Origin of the sequence: Streptomyces sp. NPDC046925 (genome assembly GCF_040644915.1) — a bacterium.
Classification (GTDB): Bacteria; Actinomycetota; Actinomycetes; order Streptomycetales; family Streptomycetaceae; genus Streptomyces.
On sequence record NZ_JBEYWZ010000002.1, the window covers coordinates 1352644 to 1373725 of the forward strand.

At 70.8% G+C, this 21082-nt stretch carries 16 protein-coding genes; 15 read left to right on the forward strand and 1 reads right to left on the reverse strand.

Annotated features, from left to right (window positions below):
- Positions 1 to 96 precede the first annotated feature (96 nt).
- Entirely contained in the window at positions 97 to 2943 is a 2847-nt protein-coding gene (locus ABZ906_RS12660) for a glycoside hydrolase family 3 C-terminal domain-containing protein (protein WP_361381052.1), read from the reverse strand.
- A 296-nt stretch (positions 2944 to 3239) separates the two neighbouring features.
- Here ABZ906_RS12660 and ABZ906_RS12665 point away from each other — a divergent pair, with 296 nt between their 5' ends.
- From ABZ906_RS12665 to ABZ906_RS12735, 15 genes are all read left to right on the forward strand, one after another.
- Positions 3240 to 4916, forward strand: a complete 1677-nt coding sequence (locus tag ABZ906_RS12665) for an extracellular solute-binding protein (RefSeq protein WP_361381055.1) — start codon at positions 3240 to 3242, stop codon at positions 4914 to 4916.
- 1 nt (position 4917) lies between these two features.
- Positions 4918 to 5940, forward strand: coding sequence for an ABC transporter permease subunit (locus ABZ906_RS12670; protein ID WP_361381058.1), 1023 nt, complete (start codon positions 4918 to 4920; stop codon positions 5938 to 5940).
- The gene (locus ABZ906_RS12675; protein ID WP_361381061.1) at positions 5937 to 6863 is read left to right on the forward strand and encodes a carbohydrate ABC transporter permease; all 927 of its coding nucleotides are present in this window, start codon (positions 5937 to 5939) and stop codon (positions 6861 to 6863) included. Before ABZ906_RS12670 ends, ABZ906_RS12675 begins: the two co-directional genes overlap by 4 nt.
- An 8-nt stretch (positions 6864 to 6871) precedes the next feature.
- Positions 6872 to 8908: a beta-galactosidase gene (locus ABZ906_RS12680; RefSeq protein WP_361381064.1), complete on the forward strand. Its 2037-nt coding sequence runs from the start codon at positions 6872 to 6874 to the stop codon at positions 8906 to 8908.
- A complete protein-coding gene (locus ABZ906_RS12685) occupies positions 8905 to 9618 on the forward strand; it encodes a hypothetical protein (protein WP_361183320.1) in 714 nt (237 codons plus the stop codon). Before ABZ906_RS12680 ends, ABZ906_RS12685 begins: the two co-directional genes overlap by 4 nt.
- 258 nt (positions 9619 to 9876) lie before the next feature.
- Entirely contained in the window at positions 9877 to 10521 is a 645-nt protein-coding gene (locus ABZ906_RS12690) for a GntR family transcriptional regulator (protein ID WP_361183322.1), read from the forward strand.
- Complete coding sequence (locus ABZ906_RS12695; RefSeq protein WP_361381067.1) at positions 10518 to 11444, forward strand: dihydrodipicolinate synthase family protein; 927 nt, start codon at positions 10518 to 10520, stop codon at positions 11442 to 11444. Before ABZ906_RS12690 ends, ABZ906_RS12695 begins: the two co-directional genes overlap by 4 nt.
- On the forward strand, positions 11441 to 13159 hold the full coding sequence (araD, locus tag ABZ906_RS12700; protein ID WP_361381070.1) for an L-arabinonate dehydratase: 1719 nt from the start codon (positions 11441 to 11443) through the stop codon (positions 13157 to 13159). The genes ABZ906_RS12695 and araD overlap by 4 nt, the downstream gene beginning before the upstream one ends.
- Positions 13160 to 13301: 142 nt before the next feature.
- Positions 13302 to 14258, forward strand: coding sequence for a sugar ABC transporter permease (locus ABZ906_RS12705; RefSeq protein ID WP_361381073.1), 957 nt, complete (start codon positions 13302 to 13304; stop codon positions 14256 to 14258).
- A 122-nt stretch (positions 14259 to 14380) separates the two neighbouring features.
- The gene (locus tag ABZ906_RS12710; RefSeq protein WP_361381454.1) at positions 14381 to 15166 is read left to right on the forward strand and encodes a carbohydrate ABC transporter permease; all 786 of its coding nucleotides are present in this window, start codon (positions 14381 to 14383) and stop codon (positions 15164 to 15166) included.
- On the forward strand, positions 15163 to 16416 hold the full coding sequence (locus ABZ906_RS12715) for a Gfo/Idh/MocA family oxidoreductase (RefSeq protein ID WP_361381076.1): 1254 nt from the start codon (positions 15163 to 15165) through the stop codon (positions 16414 to 16416). Before ABZ906_RS12710 ends, ABZ906_RS12715 begins: the two co-directional genes overlap by 4 nt.
- Positions 16417 to 16423: 7 nt before the next feature.
- The gene (locus ABZ906_RS12720; protein ID WP_361381079.1) at positions 16424 to 17278 is read left to right on the forward strand and encodes a PmoA family protein; all 855 of its coding nucleotides are present in this window, start codon (positions 16424 to 16426) and stop codon (positions 17276 to 17278) included.
- Positions 17279 to 17352: 74 nt separating this feature from the next.
- Entirely contained in the window at positions 17353 to 18882 is a 1530-nt protein-coding gene (locus ABZ906_RS12725; RefSeq protein WP_361381457.1) for a family 43 glycosylhydrolase, read from the forward strand.
- On the forward strand, positions 18879 to 20261 hold the full coding sequence (locus ABZ906_RS12730; RefSeq protein WP_361381082.1) for a sugar ABC transporter substrate-binding protein: 1383 nt from the start codon (positions 18879 to 18881) through the stop codon (positions 20259 to 20261). The genes ABZ906_RS12725 and ABZ906_RS12730 overlap by 4 nt, the downstream gene beginning before the upstream one ends.
- Positions 20258 to 21079, forward strand: a complete 822-nt coding sequence (locus tag ABZ906_RS12735) for a rhamnogalacturonan acetylesterase (RefSeq protein WP_361381085.1) — start codon at positions 20258 to 20260, stop codon at positions 21077 to 21079. The genes ABZ906_RS12730 and ABZ906_RS12735 overlap by 4 nt, the downstream gene beginning before the upstream one ends.
- Positions 21080 to 21082 lie beyond the last annotated feature (3 nt).

The following is a 21082-nucleotide window of genomic DNA, read 5'->3' on the forward strand; positions in this document are numbered from 1 at the left end:
GCGCCCCGGCCTTCGGGAAGACACCTCGTACACGTGACACGGCGCTGCGGCGCGGCCTCACCCGGTCGTGCCGCAGCGCCGTTTCCTTCGTGCGCTCTACCCCCGCCGGGCGGTGGCCGTGAAGGCGAGCCGCGCGAGCCGCAAGGGGCCGCGCAGCCGTACGCGCAGGTCGCGCACGCCCGATGCGGTGAAGCCTGAGGTGTGCGGGGCGTAGTCGTACACGCCTCCGGTGGCCGGGACGGTGACGGTGGTGGCGGTGCTTCCCGAGATGAGGTCGACGGCTCCGGTGCCGGAGACCTCGACCGAGACGGCGCACACTCCTTCGCCGAAGTCGCAGTAACGGAAGAGCAGTTCACCCGTGCCGCCGTCGACCGCCCGCACGGCGTCGCCGCTCGTCCGGGCGCGGTCGACGATCTCGGTGGCTCTCTGTTCGTCGTAGCCGGTCGCCGCCAGGCCGGCGACACGCACCGGCCGTGCGGCGATCGGCGCGCCCTCGATGTCGACGGTCGCCGCCAGCCGGATGTCACTGCTCGATGCACCGGCCTGCACCTCGTGCGCGCCCGGCGCAACGGCCCAGCGGTCGTGCCGCACGTCCCAGAACCCCAGCTCGGAGACCGGCAGCAGGAACTCCAGGCGGCGCGCGGCCCCCGGCGCGAGATGGATGCGGCGGTGCGCGGCGAGCTGCCGGTGCGGCAGGGCGAGCGCCCCGGCGGCATCGGCGGGAGCCCGGGTGTAGAGCTGGGCCACCTCGTCCGCTGCGACGGGCCCGGTGTTGGTGACGGTGAAGGAGACCCGGATCGTATCCCCCTCGCGGACGGCCACCAGATCGTCGTACGCGAAGGAGGAGTAGCCCAGGCCGTGCCCGAACGGGTAGAGCGGGGTGCCGTCGAAGTAGAGGTAGGTCTGCCGGGAGCCGATGACGTCGTAGTCGAGCAGGTCGGGGAGGTCGGTGTCGGCGGCGTACCAGGTCTGCGGGAGGCGTCCGGCCGGGGAGACGTCGCCGGCGATGATCCGGGCGAGGGCGGTGCCCGCGGCCTGGCCGCCGTGCGCGGTCCACAGCAGTGCGGGGAGCCGGTCGTGGGCGTCGGCGACCGCGTACGGGTAGGCGCAGACGAGGGCAAGGGCGGTGCGGGGGTTGGCGGCGCGTGCCGCGCGCCACAGCCGCTCCTGGTGGGGCGGCAGGGCCAGCGTCGAGCGGTCCTCGGTCTCGCGGCCGTTGATGTGGGGGTCGTTCCCGGCGACGACGAGCACGGCGTCGGCCTGCGCGGCGGCGCGGGCCACGGCGTCCTCGCCGCGCTCCACGAACTCGACGGCGAAGACCTCCGGCTCGTCGGCAACCTTCACGCCGCCGGCGGCGACAGAGACGTACCCACCCGTCCCCGTGTGCTCGATGAGGTACCCGTCGCCGTGCCCGACCAGCGCGAACGTCTCCTGTACGACCCAGCCGCCGGGCTGGTCGGCCGACGCGCGCACGAATCCGTCGTCGGCGACCGAGAGGTAGCGGCCGTCGGGGGCGCGCAGCGTCCACGCGCCGCATCCCCAGTCGACGAGGGCGAACTCGGTGGGCTCGGGGCCGCAGGTCAGCGGCGGCAGGTCGGTACGGCCACTCAGCAGGGCCGGGTCGAGGGCGACCCCGGCGGCCGGGAGCGGGCCGTCCTCGTCGGCGTCCGGCACCCTCAGCCAGCCGGCCCCGCACCGCAGGCGCACCCGGTCCACGCCTTCGGTGAAGGTGACCCGGTCGGCGCCGAATCGCTCGCGCAGCCCGTCGAGGGGTGTGCTGCGGCGGATCAGGGTGCCGCTGTACCAGTCCGTCTTGCACGCGTCGGCGAGGAGTCCGACGACCGCGATCCGGGTGCCTTCGGGCAGCGGGAGCAGGCCGTCGTTCTTGAGCAGGACGACGGCCTGCTCGGCGGCCTCCCGGGCCAGTGCGCGGTGTGCGGGGGTGTCGAAGGCGTGGGTGGCCGGGTCGGCGTACGGGCCCTGGCCGGGGTCGAACTCGCCGAGCCGGAAGCGTACGGAGAGATGGCGGCGTACGGCGGTGTCGATGTCGGCCTCGCTCAACAGGCCCTGTTCCAGGGCCCCTTGAATGCGTCCGGTGATGATGCTCGCGTCGGTGCCGTGGTCGGTGAAGCTGTCCACGCCCGCGGCGAGCGCCGCCGCGGTGGCCTCCTCGTGGGTGTCGAAGTACTTCTCGGAGTCGACGAGGTTGCTGGGCGCGCCCGCGTCGGAGCAGACGAGCAGGTCCTGGTCGGTCCAGGTGCGCAGGTGCTCGCGCAGGTACGGCGAGAGGTGGTTGGGGCGGCCGTTGACCAGGTTGTACGCGGGCATCACCCCGGCCACGGCGCCCGCCTCGACGGCGGCACGGAAGGCCCGCAGGTCGTACTCGTGCAGGACGCGGGGGCGTACGGAGGCGGACGACGTGTCGCGGCGCATCTCGTTGTTGTGGGCCAGCCAGTGCTTGAGCACGGGGGCGGTGCGCCAGTGGTGCGGGTGGTCGCCCCGCAGGCCGCGGGTGTAGGCGACGGCGATCGCGGAGGTGAGCCGCGGGTCCTCCGAGTAGCCCTCCTCGTTCCTGCCCCACAGCGGGTGGCGGAGCAGGTTCACCGTCGGCGCCCAGAGGTTGAGGCCGACGCGGTCGTCTTCGGCGCGCATGGCGCGTGCCTCGGTGGAGACGGCCTCGCCGATGCGGCGCACGAGGTCGTCGTTCCAGGTGGCGCCGAGGCCGATGGCCTGCGGGAAGACGGTGGCGGGGCCCATCCAGGCGACGCCGTGCAGGGCTTCCTGCCCGGTGCGGAACGGGGCGATGCCGAGCCGTTCGACGCCGGGAGTGAACTGGTGCAGGAGTGCGATGCGTTCGCCGGTGGTCAGCCGGGACAGGAGGTCGTCCACGCGCTGGTCCAGCGGCAGTTCGGGGTCACGGAAGGGCGGCGGGCTTGCGGTCACGTACGGATCCCCTTGGCGGGCGGCGAACGGTGGGCACGGAAGAACGGCACAAGATTCGAAGCGCTTCGATGCTGGGTGTCACTGGCGCTCATGTCAAGGAGGTGGACCACCAAGAACCCTCAACCGGGCGGGAGTTGCTGCGCACACGGTTCGGGAGAACCCCTCCGAGGAATTCGGATCCGAGTCTTGTTACGGCCCGACCCTTCACTTAACCTCGCTGCAACATCGAAGCGCTTCGAATGCCGACCGGCGGTGACCGCCGTATGTCTGGGCACGCGCCACGAAGGGTTGACGCCATGACGCCGAACTCCTCCTCCGACAGCTCTCGTTCGAGCCGGAGATCCTTCCTCGCCTCATCGGGCCTCGCCGCGCTCGTCGTGGCCGGCGGGGCCCCGCTGCTCACGGCCTGCGGAGGCAGCGGGTCGAAGAACGAGGGCACCACGACGGGGAAGAAGCTCAAGGACCTGCTTCCCGCCTACGTCGCATCGGAGCTCGCGGCGCCGGACATCCCCGCCAAGAACGGCTCGGCGGCGGGCTTCACCAAGGCGCTTCCCGCGTCCGGACTGAAGCAGTCGGTGCCCAAGAAGCTCGGCAAGGGCGGCGAGTTCACCGTCATGGCGCCGATCTGGGGGAACGTCCCCAAGCAGGGCAATCCCTACTGGACGGCGATGGACGAGGCCGCCGGTGTCCGCGTCAAGTGGCAGAACCAGCAGGGCGACACGTACGGCCAGAAGCTGGGCGCGGTCCTCGCCTCCAGCGGTGTCCCGGACGCCGTGGTCGTGCCGGGCTGGGAGCTGACCGGCAAGATACCGAGCGCCGTCGCCAACAAGTTCGCCGACCTCGGCCCCTATCTGAGCGGCGACAAGGTCAAGGAGTACCCGAACCTCGCGGCGATCCCCACCGGCGCCTGGCAGCGCTCCATCTTCGGCGGCAAGCTGCGCGGCCTGCCGATGCCCTCCGCGACCACGGTGAACATCGCGCCGTTCTACCGCACCGACCTCTTCGAGAAGGAAGGGCTCGAAGCACCCACGAGCGCGCAGGAGTTCTACGACCTGTGCAAGGAGCTCAACGCCCCCAAGAGCAAGGTGTGGGCGTGCGGCGACATGACCTGGGCGGCCTGGCACATCTTCGGGGTGCTGCCGGAGAAGCCGTACTACTGGAAGCTCGTCGACGGCAAGCTCGTCAACCGCTACGAGACCGACGAGTACCTCGAAGCCCTGGAGTGGTCGCGCAAGCTGTACTCGGCGGGTTTCGTGCACCCCGACGCGAAGGCCGAGACCGGCAGCATCGGCGACCTGTGCGCGGCGGGCAAGGTCTGGATGTACTGCCAGGACCTCTCCGACTGGTACGGCAAGGCGGCCGTGCAGCGCGTGGACAACAAGAAGTTCCGCATGGAGGCCTTCGACTACTTCGCCGCCGACGGCGGCGCGCCCACCCTGTACGCGCGTCCGCCGGCCGACATCTGGACGTTCATCAGCGAGAAGGCCGACGAGAAGACGGTCCGCGACATCCTCGCCCTCGCCAACTTCACGGCCGCTCCCTACGGTTCGAGTGAGCAGCGCCTGCGCATGTACGGCGTCGAGGGCGTCCACCACACGTTCAAGGACGGCGTCCTCACCAAGAACGGCAAGGGCAACAACGAGGTCTTCTCGACGTACGAGTACCTCGCGTCGCCCGCGCCGTTCGTCGCCTACCCCGATCTGCCGGACGTCACCGAGGGCATGGTCGGGTGGCAGCAGCGGCAGGGCGCGCACACGAAGAAGCCGCTCTTCCACGGCATGCAGATCATCGAGCCGACCCGGTACACCGAGCTGAACGCCGAGTTCGAGGACCTGGAGAAGGACGTCGTGCGCGGCCGCAAGAAGGTCGGCGACATGCAGCAGGCGGCGTCGGACTGGAAGTCGGGCGGCGGCGACAAGCTGCGCGACTGGTACAAGAAGCTCCTTGACGAGTCCGGCGACGCGGCGTCCTGACATGGCCCAGAGCACGACTCACGCACGCGAGACCACCAGCGGGCGGGCGCCCGCCGCACCCACCGAAGCCGTGCCCCCGCCGCACAGAGCCCCTGCCCGCGTCCCGCTGCGGCACCGGCTGCGCCGCGACCGCGTGCTGCTCCTGATGGTGCTGCCCGCCCTGCTGCTCCTGCTCGTCTTCACCTACGTGCCGCTGATCGGCAACATCGTCGCCTTCCAGGACTACGACCCTTACATCGCCGACAACGCGTTCCAGGCGATGACGCAGAGCCCCTGGATCGGCGTCGAGCACTTCCGGCACATGGTCGAGGACCGGCTGTTCTGGCAGGCGGTCAGGAACACCCTGGCGATCTTCGCGATCCAGCTGACGCTGTTCTTCCCGCTGCCGATCGCGCTCGCGCTGTTCGTCCACAGCTTCGTGCGGCCGAGGGTGCGGGCGGTCGCCCAGGCGATCCTCTACCTTCCGCACTTCTTCTCCTGGGTCCTGGTCATCACGGTCTTCCAGCAGATGTTCGGCGGCGCGGGCCTGGTCGCGCAGGTCCTGCGGGACCACGGTCACGAGGGCTTCGACCTGATGACCGACCCGGCCCTGTTCAAGTTCCTGGTCACGTTCGAGATGGTCTGGAAGGACGCGGGCTGGGGCGTCATCGTCTTCCTCGCCGCGCTCGCCGCCGTCAGCCCGGACCTGTACGAGGCGTCCGCGATGGACGGGGCGAACCGCTGGCGGCGCATGTGGCACATCCAGCTGCCCGCGCTGCGCCCGGTGGTGGCCCTGCTGCTCGTGCTCCAGGTGGGCAACGCGCTGACGGTCGGCTTCGAGCAGATCCTGCTCCAGCGCACGGCCGTGGGCCCCACGGCCTCCGAGGTCCTGGACACCTATGTGTGGAACACCGGCCTGGACAACGGCAACTTCGGCTACGGCGCCGCCATCGGCATCGTCAAGGGCGTCTTCGGCCTCCTGATGGTGCTCGGGGCCAACAAGGCCGCCCATCTGATGGGCGAGCAGGGGGTGTACAAGCGGTGAGCGTCCTGAACTTCGGCATCAGGCCCGGCAGCAGGTCGGGGCTTCGCCCGGTGTGGGAGGAGCCGCCGACCCGGGCCGGCCTGGCCACCAAGGGCGTGACGCTGACCCTGGTGTGTCTGGCGGTCCTCTTCCCGGTGTGGGTGGTGGTCGTCACCAGCCTCTCCTCGGTCCGGACGATCACCGAGACGGGCGGCCTCGTGGTGATCCCGCGCGGCGTCACCTTCGTCCACTACCAGGAGCTGCTCGGCGGCGGCCAGGTGTCGCGCGCGGCCCTGGTCAGCGTGGTCGTCACGGTCGCCGGAACGCTGTTCAGCATGGTGGTGTCCGTCCTGTGCGCGTACGGCCTCTCGCGCCCCGGATCGGTCCTGCACCGTCCGGTCCTGCTCGTCATCGTCGCCACGATGTTCTTCGGGGCCGGGCTCATCCCCACCTATCTGGTGGTGCAGGGCCTCGGGCTCACGGACACCTATCTGTCGCTGATCCTGCCGAGCGCCCTGAACGTCTTCAACATCCTCGTCCTGCGGGCGTTCTTCATGGGCACGGCGCAGGAGCTCATCGAGAGCGCCCGCATCGACGGCGCCGGGGACCTGCGCATCCTGTGGCGGATCGTGATGCCGCTGTCCCGCGCGGTCATCGCGGTCATCACCCTCTTCTACGCGGTGGGCTACTGGAGCGCGTGGTTCAACGCGTCGATCTATCTCAGCGACCCGGACATGATGCCGTTGCAGAACGTCATGCAGCAGCTGGTCATCAAGCAGCAGAAGCCGACGGGCCTGTCCCAGGCCATCAACACCGGGCATCTGTCGCCGCTCGCCATCCAGATGGCGGTGATGGTCCTGGCGCTGCTGCCGGTGGCCGTCCTCTCGCCTTTCGTGCAGCGGCATTTCAAGCAGGGCATGCTCACCGGCGCAGTGAAGGGCTGATCCACACGATGCCTTCCCTCGACGACACCACCCGCGGCCGGATCCTGTTCGGCGGCGACTACAACCCCGAGCAGTGGCCCGAGGAGGTCTGGCACGAAGACGTACGCCTGATGCGCGAGGCCTCGGTCACCACCGTCACGCTCGGCGTCTTCTCCTGGGCGCGGCTCGAACCCCGGCCCGGAGAGCGGGACTTCGGCTGGCTGGATCGCCTCATGGATCTGCTGCACGAGAACGGCATCGGCGTCGTTCTCGCGACGCCGACCTCCGCTCCCCCGCCGTGGCTGGGCCTCCTGCACCCCGAGACGCTGCCCCGCGACGAGGACGGGCAGGTCGAGTGGTGGGGCTCGCGCCAGCACTTCGCGCACTCCAGCGCCGCCTACCGCGCCTTCGCCGCCGCGATCACCGAGGACCTGGCGGCCCGGTACGCGCACCACCCCGCGCTCACGATGTGGCACATCAACAACGAGTACTGCACCTACGACTGGGGCGAGGAGGCGGCGGTCGCGTTCCGCCGCTGGCTCGTGGCGAGGTACGCCTCGCTCGACGCGCTCAACTCGGCCTGGGGGACGGCCTTCTGGGGGCAGAGCTACGACAGCTGGACGGAGATCCTGCCGCCCCGCCGCGCCCATTACCTGAAGAATCCCGCCCAGGTCCTGGACTTCAAGCGGTTCACGTCCGACGCCCTGCTCGCATGCTTCCGCGCCGAGCGTGACATCGTCACCGCGCACACCCCGCACCTGCCGGTCACCACCAACTTCATGCCGCTGTGGTCGGGGCAGGACGCCTGGACGTGGGCCGCGCAGGAGGACGTCGTCTCCGTCGACATCTACCCCGACCCGCGGGATCCGCTCGGTGCCCAGCAGGGCGCCCTGGTGCAGGACATGACGCGCTCCCAGGCGGGCGGCGGCCCGTGGATGCTGATGGAGCAGGCGGCGGGTCCCGTCAACTGGCGCGGGGTGAACCATCCCAAGCCGCGCGGCCTGAACCGTCTGTGGACCTGGCAGGCGGTGGCCCGCGGCGCGGACGCCGTCTGCTACTTCCAGTGGCGCCAGTCCCGGCAGGGCGCGGAGAAGTTCCACTCCGGGATGGTGAGCCACGCCGGCGAGCACGGCCGCACCTTCCAGGAGATCAAGGAGCTGGGCGCCGAGCTCGCGGCGGTCGGTCCCGAGGTGGCGGGCACCCGGGTCACGGCCGAGGTGGCCGTCCTGCACGACTGGAACTCCTGGTGGGCGAGCCAGCAGGACGGCAGGCCCTCATCGCTTGTCGACCACACGGAGATCCTGAGCGCCTGGCACCGGGCGCTGTGGGAGGCCGACACCCCCGTCGACTTCGCCCACCCCGAGCACGACCTGACCGCGTACCGCATGGTCGTCGTCCCGCATCTCTATCTCCTCACCGACAGCGCGATCGACAACCTCCTGACGTACGTACGCGGCGGCGGCACCCTCGTCTGCGGCTTCCTCACCGGCGTCGCCGACGGGGACGACCGGGTGCGTCCTGGCGGCATGGACGCCCGCCTGCGCGCCCTGTTCGGCATCCGCACCGTGCACGAGTGGTGGCCCCTCGATGCCGGGCAGCACGTGGACTGCGGCGATTTCACCGGCACCCTCTGGTCGGAAGAGCTGCTCGCGGATGAAGACGCCGAGACGGTCGCCGTCTACCGGGGCGGCGAACTCGACGGCCTTCCCGCGGTCCTGCGCCGCGACCGCGCCTGGTACCTGTCCACGCTTCCCGAACCCGGGGCCCTGCGCGAACTGCTGTCGCGCGTGGCCGCCGAAGCAGGCGTACGGCCTTCGCTCGCAGGCCTCCCCCGCGGAGTGGAGGCCGTACGCCGCGGCGATCTCCTGTTCCTCCTGCACCACGGCGAACAGGAGGTGACCGTGCCCGTGCCGGGCAGGCACCTCGATCTGCTGACCGGCAGCAAGGCCGAGGACGTGATCTCCCTCGGCCGCCACGGCGTGGCCGTCCTGCGCCGCGCCGACGACGACCGCGGGCCCGCCCCGGACCCGCGGCACTCCTCGCCCCACCCTGGAGACGACACATGACACGACACCCCCGCCGCACCCTGACCCGCCTGCTGCTCGCCCCCGCACTGGCGGCGGGCGCGACCTTAGGGCTGGCGTCCGCCCCCGCGCAGGCCGCCGTCTGGAGCTCCTGCGACCAGTGGGGCAACACCAGCCTCAACGGCTACACCCTCTACAACAACATCTGGGGCTCGGGCGCGGGCAGCCAGTGCATATCGGCGGACTCCGGCACCAAGTGGAGCGTGCGCGCCGACCACCCCAACACCGGCGGCATCAAGTCGTACCCGAACTCCAAGAAGGTCATCGGCAAGCCCGTCGACTCGCTGTCCTCGCTGAAGAGCTCGTACAACGTCAAGGTCCCCTCGGCCGGTGACTACAACTCCTCGTACGACATCTGGGACACCGACTACGACTACGAGATCATGCTCTGGGTCAACTACAACGGGAACGTCGGCCCCCTCGGCACCGCTCAGGGCACCGTCAGCCTGGGCGGCCACACCTGGGCGGTCCACAAGGGCACCAACGGCGCCAACGAGGTCTTCTCGTTCCTGCGCACCTCCGACTCCTCGTCCGGGACCGTCGACATCCTGCCGATCCTGAAGTGGATCAAGAACACCAAGGGCTGGATGGGCAACGAGACCATCGGTGACGTGCAGTTCGGCTACGAGATCAGCGGCTCGGCCGGCGGCCTCGACTTCACCACCAACTCCCTGACGGTGTCGGGCGGCTAGCCGGATAAATCGTCGCAGACCACACCGCCACGGTGGCCAGCCAAGGCCGCCCTGGCGGTGTTCGTCGTTGACGCCCGCATGCAAGCGCTTCGACTCCGAGCCGCCAACTCCGCAATCTCGAACGGATTTTCCTGCGCGAAACATTGACGCGGGCCGGTCGGCCACTTAACTTCATCGCGTCGTACTTCGTACGTCATATATGAGACGCGATACGCGATGGCCGCCACGATCCTGGCCGCACGACGACTGAGAGCATCGATGAACTTTGCGCCCCACCCCATCCCCTCGCGCACGCAGTATGTGCTCGAGGCGGTCAAGCACCGCATCCTCACCGGGCAGTTGGCCCCCGGCCAGCCACTCGTGGAGACCGAGCTCGCCGCCCAGTTCGCGGTCTCCAAGACGCCCGTACGGGAAGCGCTCAAGACACTCGCCGGGACCGGGCTCGTCGTCATGAGCCAGTACAAGGGCGCCACCGTGCGCACGGTGGACGCGGCCATGGCACAGGAGGTCTACGACGTCCGCCTGCTGCTCGAACCGGAGGCCCTGCGGCGCACCGTGCGCAGCGGCGCGCTCCTGGAGGAGGCGCGCGACGCCCTGGAGCGGGCCGACACCGCTGCGGACGCCGCCGAACGCTCGCTCGCCAACCGTGAGTTCCACCGGGCGCTCTACCTCCCGTGCGGCAATCCGCTGCTTTCCCGGATGCTCGACGACGTGCGCGACCAGGCGGCCCTGGTCTCCGCCGTCGCCTGGGCGACCCTGCCCTCCTGGGAGCGGGAGGCGGCCGAGCACCGGGAGATCCTGCGGCTCGCGCTCGCGGGGGAAGCCGACGCGGCGGCCCGCGGACTCCATGACCACATCGCCTCGTTCGTGCAGCGGGCGTTCCCGGAGGGGGATCTTTCATGACCGCACCTGCCGACACCTCCCGCTTCGCTGCCCTGCGGTCCGCGCTCGCCGACGTCGTCGCGATCCCGGTGACCCCGTTCGCCGACGACGGCACCGTGGACCGGGAGACCTACCGCGCCCTGGTGCGACGCCTCACCGACGGCGGCGTGCGCACCCTCACCCCGAACGGGAACACCGGCGAGTTCTACGCCCTGGACCCCGACGAGCGGCGCCTGGTCACCGAGCTGACCATGGAGGAGGCGGGCCGCAGCGGGGCCACCGTGCTCGTCGGCGTCGGCCATGACCTGCCGACCGCGATCGCCGCCGCCCGGCACGCGCGGGACGCCGGGGCGCACATGGTGATGGTGCATCAGCCGGTGCACCCGTACGTGTCGCAGGACGGCTGGGTCGACTACCACCGTGCCGTCGCCGCCGCCGTGCCCGAGCTCGGCGTCGTCCCCTACATCCGCAATCCCCGTCTCGACGGCCGGCGCCTGGCCGACCTCGGCGAGTTGTGCCCCAATGTGATCGGCGCGAAGTACGCGACGCCGGACGCCGCCGCGTTCGCCGCGTTCGCCAGGGACGCGGGGCTCGATCGCTTCGTGTGGGTGGCGGGGCTCGCCGAGCTGTACGCCCCCGCGTACTGGGCGGTGGGCGCGACCGGGTTCACGTCGGGCCTGGTCAACGTCGCGCCCGAGGTGTCCCTGAGCATGCTCCAAGCGCTGCGGGCGGGCGACTATCCGGCGGCCATGGAGGTCTGGGAGCGCATCCGCCGCTTCGAGGAGCTGCGCGCCGCCGACAGCTCCGCGGACAACGTCACCGTCGTCAAGGAGGCCCTGGCCGCCCTCGGCCTGTGCCGCCGCGAGGTGCGCCCGCCGAGCCGGGTCCTGCCCGAAGAGCGGCGCGACGAGATCGCGGCGCTGGTGAAGGCGTGGGCGATATGAAGCCGCCCGAAGAGCTGCGCAGCCACCAGTGGTACGGCACGGACGGGCTTCGGTCCTTCAGCCACCGGGCCCGCACCCGGCAGCTCGGCTATCTGCCCGAGGAGCACCTGGGCAAGCCCGTCATCGCGATCCTCAACACCTGGTCGGACATCAACCCGTGCCACGTCCATCTGCGCGACCGCGCGCAGGCGGTCAAGCGCGGGGTGTGGCAGGCGGGCGGCTTCCCCCTGGAGTTCCCCGTCTCCACCCTCTCGGAGACCTTCCAGAAGCCGACCCCCATGCTCTACCGCAACCTCCTGTCGATGGAGACCGAGGAGCTGCTCAGGTCGTATCCGGTGGATGGTGCCGTGCTGCTCGGCGGCTGCGACAAGACGACGCCCGCCCTGCTCATGGGCGCCGCGAGCGCCGATCTGCCGACCGTGTTCGTGCCGGCCGGGCCCATGCTGCCGGGGCACTGGCGCAACGAGGTGCTCGGCTCCGGCACCGACATGTGGAAGTACTGGGACGACAAGCGCGCCGGTCTCATCGGCGACTGCGAGATGGCCGAGCTGGAGAGCGGCCTCGCGCGTTCCCCCGGTCACTGCATGACCATGGGCACGGCGTCCACGCTGACGGCGGCGGCCGAGGCGCTCGGCGTGACGATGCCCGGCGCCTCCGCCATCCCCGCGGTGGACTCCGGGCACGACCGGATGGCGGCCGCCTCCGGGCTGCGGATCGTCGAACTCGTCCACCGGGATCTGAAGCTGTCGCGGCTGCTCACCGCGGACGCGTACGAGGACGCGGTCGCCACCGTCCTCGCGCTCGGCGGCTCCACCAACGCCGTGATCCACCTGATCGCGATGGCGGGCCGCAGCGGCGTGCGGCTCACGCTCGACGACTTCGACCGGATCGCGCGGACCGTGCCGGTCCTGGCCAATCTGCGGCCCGGCGGGCAGTACCTCATGGAGGACTTCCACTTCGCGGGCGGACTCCCGGCGTTCCTGGCCCAGTTGACCGACGTACTGCACCTGGACCGGCCGACCGTCGCGCACGACACCCTGCGCGAACAACTCGCGAACGCCGTCGTGCACAACCCCGAGGTCATCCGCCCCCGCGAGAAGCCCCTGGCCGAGGAGGGCGGCGTGGCGGTCCTGCGCGGCAACATCTGCCCGGACGGCGCCGTCATCAAGCACATCGCCGCCGAACCGCACCTGCTGCGGCACACCGGCCCCGCGGTCGTCTTCGACGACTACCGGCAGATGCAGCGCACCATCAACGACCCGGCGCTCGGCATCACCGCCGACCACGTCCTCGTGCTGCGCAACTCGGGCCCCCTGGGCGGGCCCGGCATGCCCGAGTACGGCATGCTCCCGATCCCCGACCACCTCCTCAAGCAGGGGGTGCGCGACATGGTGCGGATCTCCGACGCGCGGATGAGCGGCACGTCGTACGGCACGTGCGTGCTGCACGTCGCGCCCGAGTCGTACGTGGGCGGGCCGCTCGCCCTGGTCCGTACGGGCGACCTGATCACCCTGGACGTCGAGGCGCGCTCGCTCCATCTCGACGTGTCCGACGAGGAGTTGGAGCGCCGCCGGGAGGCGTGGACGCCGCCGCCCGCCCGTTACGGACGCGGCTACGGCGCGCTCTACAGCGAGCAGATCACGCAGGCCGACACCGGCTGCGACTTCGCCTTCCTGGCCCGCGAGGGCGAGGTCCCCGACCCGTACGCGGGCTGAGCCCGGCACCCGCCGCTCCCCCTCCGCACGAGCTCCGCACGATTTTTCCGCACGAGCACATCTTGTACGAGATTTCGAACAACGTCTGCGAAGCGCTTCATCTCGCCGACTGTGTGCCGCCCATGAGAACGGAGAAGCAGACATGGCCTCAGCTGTGGCGAAATCGCCACCGCAGCCACCGCCCCGGCGCCGCACGCCGGGTGCGCACCGGCGCCGAACGGGAGCGAACCCGCGCCGCCTCCCGTATCTGCTGATCGCGCCGGCCGGACTCCTGATGGTGGGCTTCATCGCCTACCCCGTCATCAGCGTCTTCTACTACAGCCTGCGCCACTACAACCCCACCAAGCCCTGGCGTGACGGCTTCGCGGGCTTCGACAACTTCGTCACCGCGTTCACCGACGACCTGCAGTTCTGGCAGACGCTCGGCTTCAGCCTCCAGTGGGTGGCCGTCGAGGTCGTCCTGCAACTGCTCCTGGGCCTGGGGCTCGCACTGATCGTCAACCAGACCTTCATCGGCCGCGCGATGGCCCGCGCCCTGGTCTTCTCGCCGTGGGCCGTCTCCGGCGTGCTCACCTCGACGATCTGGCTGCTGATCTTCAACTCGCAGACGGGCATCACCCGTTACCTCGCGGACATGGGGATCGGCTCGTACGGCACGTCCTGGCTCTCGGACACCAGCACCGTCTTCCCGGCCGTCGTCGTCGCCGAACTCTGGCGCGGAGTCCCCTTCTTCGCGATCCTCATCCTCGCCGACCTGCAGTCCGTCTCGAAGGACCTGTACGAGGCCGCGGAGGTCGACGGCGCGAGCCGCTTCCGGCAGTTCTTCCACATCACGCTGCCGCACCTGAAGGACGCGATCATCCTCTCCACGCTGCTCCGCGCGGTCTGGGAGTTCAACAACGTCGACCTGCTCTACACCCTCACCGGCGGCGGACCCGCGGGTGAGACGACCACACTGCCGCTGCGCATCGCGTCCATCGCCGTCGACTCGCACGACTTCGGGTACGCCTCCGCGCTGACCTCGATCGCGTTCGTGATCCTCCTCTTCTGCTCGATGGTCTATCTGCGGCTGAGCAAGTTCGGAGGGCAGGACAAGTGAGCACCACCCAGCACCTGGACAGGGAAGCCGCCACGGCGGAACCCACCGCACCCGACGGGCCCCTCACGGGCGGCCCGCGCACGGCCCGCCGACGCCCTTGGGACGAGGCCCCCCGCTGGCAGATCTATGTCCCGCTCGGCCTGTACCTCCTGTTCACCCTCATCCCCTTCTACTGGATGCTGCTCTTCGCGATCCGCCCGGCGGGCTCGACCTCGCTGCTCCCCTGGCCGATCACGTTCGAGCACTTCGACAAGGTGTGGACCGAGCGCAGCTTCGCGCTCTTCTTCCAGAACAGCGTCATCGTCGGTCTCCTGTCGATGCTGATGACGACGCTCGTCGCCCTCGCCGGCGGCTATGCCCTGGCCCGCTTCGACTTCAAGATCAAGCGCGGCTTCATGCTGGCGCTGCTCTGCTCGCAGTTCATCCCCGGCGCGCTGATGCTGGTCCCGCTCTTCCAGACCTTCGCCAACCTCCAGATGATCAACTCCCTCGGCAGCGTCATCATCGCCGAGGCCGTGTTCCAGCTGCCGCTCTCGATGATCCTGATCAGCGGGTTCATCAAGAACGTGCCGTACTCCCTGGAGGAGGCCGCCTGGGTCGACGGCTGCGGGCGCTTCCGCGCCTTCTGCGCGGTGGTCCTGCCGCTGCTTCGGCCCGGTCTGATCGCGGTCGGCTCCTTCGCCTTCGTGCACAGCTGGAACCACTTCCTGTTCGCCCTGATGTTCCTCTCCAACCAGGACAAGCAGACGATCCCGGTCGGCCTGGCCACCCTGATGGGCGCCGACAGCGTCGACCTCGGGGCGCTCGCCGCGGGTGGCGTCATCGCCGCACTCCCCGTCGTGATCGTCTTCGCCTTCATCCAGAAGTGGCTGGTCACCGGGTTCAGCGCCGGGGCGGTGAAGGGATGAGCCCTGCGGCGCCGAGGACGCCACTGCCGCTCGTCCTGGCCGGTGCGCGCGGGCACGGCAGATGGCACCTGGAGAACATCCGGCGCCTGCAACAGGCCGGAGTCGTACGGCTCGTGGGGATCTGCGAGCTCGATCCGCTGACCGGCGCCGAGCTCGAAGGCCTGGGCGAGCCCGCGCAGTCCGCGGACTTCGCCGCTCTGCTCGACGCCACCGGAGCCGCCGTCGCCGTCATCTGTACGCCCATCCCCACCCATGCGGACCTGGCGGTGGCCGCCGCCGCGCGGGGCGTGCACCTGCTCCTGGAGAAGCCGCCCGCGCCCTCGTACGCCGACTTCGAGCGCATCAGCGACGCGGTGGACGCCGCGGGCGTGGCCTGCCAGGTCGGTTTCCAGTCGCTCGGCTCGCACGCCGTGCCCGCCATCCGCGCGCTGATCGCCGAAGGGGCGATCGGTGAGCCGATGGGGGTGGGCGCGGCGGGAGCCTGGGCGCGTGACGAGGCGTACTACCGGCGCGCGCCCTGGGCGGGGCGGCGCCGGATGAACGGCGCGGACGTCGTGGACGGGGTCCTGACCAACCCCCTCGCCCACGCCGTCGCCACCGCCCTGGCCATCGACGGGTCCGCCCGGGCCGATGACGTCACGCGGGTGGACACGGAGTTGTTCCGCGCCAACGCCATCGAGTCCGACGACACCTCGTTCGTGGGCATCACCACGGCGCGCGGCGGCCGCGTCGGGGTCGCCGCGACCCTGTGCGCCGAGCGCCCCGACGAGCCCTACGTCATCGCTCACGGCAGCCGGGGCCGCATCACGTTCTGGTACAAGCAGGACCGGGTGCTCGTCCAGCGCGCCGGGCACGGGCCCGAGGAGATCCTGCACGGGCGGACGGACCTCCTCGAAAACCTCGTCGAGCATGTCGCTGGCCGCGCCGAACTGCTGGTCCCGCCCGCCTCGACGGGCGCCTTCATGAAGGTCGTCGAGGCGGTGCGCACGGCGCCCGATCCGCATCCCCTGCCGGTCGAGGCCTGGCGCTCCGTGCCCGGCGAGCACGAAGGCGTACGGCGCCGGGTCGTGCCCGGCATCGACGGGCTGGTCGCGGCGAGCGCGGACACGCTGTGCGGTTACGCGGAGCTCGGCACGTTCTGGGCGCTGCCCGACGAGCGGTCCGGGTCCGCGCCCGACTCCCCCGGCACCCGGCTCCCCGCCGCCCCCTCCACCTCTCGCTCCCCCACCGCCGAGACCCCACCGAGGTGAGAACGCCATGAACAGAACCGCGACCGACACCGCGCTCATGCTGCGCTGCTTGGGCCGCCCCGTCGGCCGGTACGTCATCCACCCCTCGGCCGCCCCGCGGCTCGCGCCCCGCCCCTACCTCCACCCCGTCCGCACCTTCGGCGGCCTCCCCGTCACCGAGTCCGCTCCCGCCGACCACCCGCACCACCTCGGCGTGGGCGTCGCCGTGCCCGACGCGGCGGGCCGCAACTTCTGGGGCGGACGCACCTATGTGCGCGACCAGGGGCCGACCGAGCTCGACAACCACGGCGAGCAGCGCCATCTGGAGTTCAAGCTGCGCGACCCGGACGGGTTCGTCGAGGAGATCGGCTGGCTCGACAGGGAGTGCGAGCTGCTGCGCGAGCGGCGCACCGTCGCCGTCACGCCCCTGAGCACGTCGGCCTGGGCCCTCGACTTCACCTTCTCCCTCACCAATCCCGCCGGCACGGAGATCTCGATCGGCAGCCCCGCCACCAACGGCCGCCCGGGCGCCGCCTACGGAGGCTTCTTCTGGCGCGCCCCCAAGGAGGCCCGGTCGCCCGGTGTGTTCACCGCGGACGCCGACGGCGAGGCCGCCGTGCACGGCTCCACCGCCGACTGGCTGGCGCTCGCGGGCCAGGGCTGGACCCTCGTCTTCGCCGGGGCGACGCCAGGGACGCGGCGCGACCCGTGGTTCGTGCGCACCGCGGAGTATCCGGGCGTCGGCTCCTCGCTCGCGCACTCCCGGCGCCTGCCGATCGGCCCGGGCGAGACCGTCGTACGCCGTGTCATCACCGTCGTCTGCGACGGGAGCCCGGGCCGTGCGGAGTGCGCGGGGCTCGTCCGCAAGGCGGTGACCGCGTGACCGCGCCCGGCACGGACGGCCACCACACGCCCGGGGTCTTCGGGGATCTCGGTGACGGGACATACCGCAATCCCGTGCTCGCCGCCGACTGGTCCGACCCCGACGTCGTGCGGGTCGGCGACGACTTCTACCTCACCGCCTCCAGCTTCGGGCGCGCGCCGGGCCTGCCGCTCCTGCACTCCCGCGACCTGGTGAACTGGACCCTGATCGGGCATGCCCTCGACCGCCTGGAGCCCGCGGAGTCGTTCGCCTCGCCGCGGCACGACTGCGGGGTGTGGGCGCCCTCGATCCGGTACCACGACGACCGGTTCTGGATCTTCTGGGGCGACCCCGACCACGGCGTGTTCCAGGTCAACTCCCCTGATATCCGAGGGCCTTGGAGCGCCCCGCATCTCGTCAAGGCGGGCAAGGGACTCATCGACGCCTGCCCGCTGTGGGACGAGGAGAGCGGCGAGGCGTATCTCGTGCACGCCTGGGCCAAGTCGCGCTCCGGCGTCAAGAACCGGCTGACCGGTCACCGCATGAGCCCCGACGGCCGTGAACTCCTTGACGACGGACAGGTGTTGATCGACGCCGACCTGATCCCCGGCTGGTTCACCCTCGAAGGGCCCAAGCTCTACCGCCACGACGGCTGGTTCTGGATCTTCGCTCCCGCGGGCGGGGTGGAGACCGGCTGGCAGGGCGCCTTCCGTGCACGGACCTTCCACGGCCCCTACGAGCAGCGGATCGTCCTGGAGCAGGGCGGCACCGACATCAACGGCCCCCACCAGGGCGGCTGGGTGCGCACCCCGACCGGCGACGACTGGTTCCTGCACTTCCAGCAGCGCGGGGCCTACGGCCGTGTCGTCCACCTCCAGCCGCTGCGCTGGGGCACGGACGGCTGGCCGGTGATCGGGGACGACGGCGCCCCCGTCGTCGTACACCAAAAGCCGGACCTGCCCCCGCAGCCCGCGTCCGCGCCCGCCACCGACGACGACTTCCCCGGCGGACGCCACGGCCGCCAGTGGCAGTGGTCCGCCAACCCCCGTGACGGCTGGGCGACTTCGCACGGCGCGGACGGTCTGCGCCTGGCCTGCGTGCGGTCCGCCGACGCCCACGACCTGCGCCGCCTGCCGCACGTCCTGACCCAGCGCCTGCCGCTCATGCCCTGCACCGTCGAGGTCGGCCTGCGGCTCGACGCCACGTCGGCCGATGCCAGGGCCGGGCTCGCCGTCCTTGGTGATGCCTTCCAGTGGATCGGCCTGGAACGCGACGGTGACGGGGCGGTCCGCCTCGTGCACCGGTTCGCCGAGTCCGTCGCCGAGCGGGAGCGCGACGCCGAGCATCCGCGCCCCGCCCCCGACGGCACCGCACGACTGCGCATCGACGTCACGGACGGCGCACGCTGCCGTTTCTCGGCGGACACCGGCGACGGATTCCGGCCCTCGGGCCAGGTCTTCGCCGCGTCGCCGTGGCGGTGGGTGGGCGCCCTGCTCGGCCTGTTCGCCACTGCTCCTGCGGGACGCAACGGGGCCGGGACGGCCCTGTTCACCCGCTTCCGCGTCACCCCGCTCGTACCCGTACCCACGCACATCCGTTCATCAGAAGAAGAGAGCCGACCATGAACATCACCATCCGTGGAAACAGAGACAGAGACAGAAGCGGAGACAGAAGCAGAAGCAGAAGCCGTCGCGCGGTGGCCGCGGTCGCCTTCTCCGCCGCGCTCGCGCTGACCGCCACCGCCTGCGGCGACGACGGCAGCGGGGCCGGCGGCGACGAAGGCAACGAGGGTTCCGGGAAGGGCGAGATCACCTTCTGGGACAACAACGGCGGTGTCCGCACCGAGGTCTGGAAGGAGATCATCAAGGACTTCGAGGCGAAGAACCCGGACATCCACGTCAAGTACGTGCCGATCCCCGCCGAGAGTGTCCAGTCCAAGTACGACACCGCCATCCAGGGCGGCGGCCTGCCCGACGTCGGCGGTGTCGGCGCCGCGATGCTCGCCGGGATCTCCGCGCAGAACGCCCTCGAGCCGCTGGACGACCGGCTGAGCGGGAGCTCCCTGGACGGCAAGCTGAACCCGGGCATGATCCTCAGCGTGCGGGCGGCGGGCGGCGGCAACCGGCTCTTCACGGTGCCGACGTCGGCGAGCAACGGCGTCCTCTACTACCGCACCGACCTGTTCAAGGAAGCGGGCCTGGACGCCCCCACCAACTGGAGCAAGTTCTACGAGGCGGCCGAGAAGCTCACCGCCAAGGGCGACAACAAGTTCGGGTACACCATCCGCGGCGGCGAGGGTTCCATCGCCCAGGCGCTCGACGCGGCCTACGGCCAGTCCGGCATCGGATCGTTCTGGGTCGGCGACAAGACCACCGTCAACGACCCGAAGAACGTCGCGGCGCTGAAGAAGTACGTCGCGCTCTACAAGAAGAACACCCCCGCGGCCGACGTCAACAACGACTTCAAGAAGATGAACGCCCAGTGGGACACGGGCCAGATCGGCATGCTGAGCCACAATCTCGGCTCCTACACCGACCACGTGAAGGCGCTCGGTGAGGGCAAGTTCCGCGGTCTGCCCAACCCGACGACCGATGAGGGCACCCGGGTCCAGGTCTCCAACCCGGTGGACGGGCTCGGCCTGTTCAAGTCGAGCAAGAAGAAGGCCGCCGCCTGGAAGTTCATCGAGTTCGCGGCCTCGCACGAGTCCAACAGCAAGTGGAACAAGTCGGCGGGCGCCATCCCCGCCAACACCGCGGCCTCCAAGGACGCCTGGGTCAACGAGGCCGAGCCCACCAAGCTGGCCGCCGCCGCGCTCAACGACGGCTCCCTGAAGGTCGTGCAGCTGCCGTACTACCTGCCCGACTGGAACACCATCAGCAAGGCCGACAACGAGCCGAACTACCAGAAGGTCCTGCTCGGCAAGATGTCAGCGAAGGACTTCCTCGACACGCTCGCCGAGCAGCTCAACAAGGCTCAGGCCGAGTGGAAAGACCAGCAGAAGTGACATCGCGCCCCGCGCACGGCGTCGGACGACGCCGTGCGGTCGCGGCCCTCGCGAGCCTTCCGCTCGCGGTGGCCGCGGCCCCGGCGGCGCTCGCCAGGCCGGGAGGAGCGACGCGCGCGAGCACCCTCTACATCGCGGGGGACTCCACCGCCGCGCAGAAGTACGCCGACGCGGCGCCCGAGACCGGCTGGGGCATGGCGCTGCCCTTCTTTCTCCACGGCCGCCGCCTGAGGGTCGCCAACCACGCGGTGAACGGCCGGAGTTCGAAGAGCTTCGCCGACGAGGGCCGCCTCGCCGTGATCCTGGAGGCGATCCGGCCCGGCGACCGCCTCCTCGTGCAGTTCGCGCACAACGACGAGAAGAGCGCCGACCCGACGCGCTACACCGAACCCTGGTCCACCTACCAGGAGTATCTGATGCGGTACGTCGACGGGGCGCGGTCCCGTGGCGCGCGGCCGGTGCTGGCCACCGCCGTCGAGCGCAGGAAGTTCGACGCGGGCGGCACGGCGCTGCCCACCCACGGCGACTACCCGGCGGCGATGCGGGCGCTCGCCGCCGCCGAGGACGTGCCGCTGCTCGACGTGCAGGCCCTGTCGCTTGCCCTGTGGCAGAGGCTCGGCGCCGAGGAGACCAAGGCGTACTTCAACTGGAGTGCCGCCGAGCAGGACAACACGCACTTCAATCCGCCCGGCGCGATCGCCGTGGCCCGTCTGGTGGCGGGCGAGCTGCTGCGCCGCGGGGTGTTCGCGCCGCGGGACGTGCGGCGGCTCGACGACGCGATACCCGACTCCTGGATCACCTGGCCGACCGAACCGTGAGGA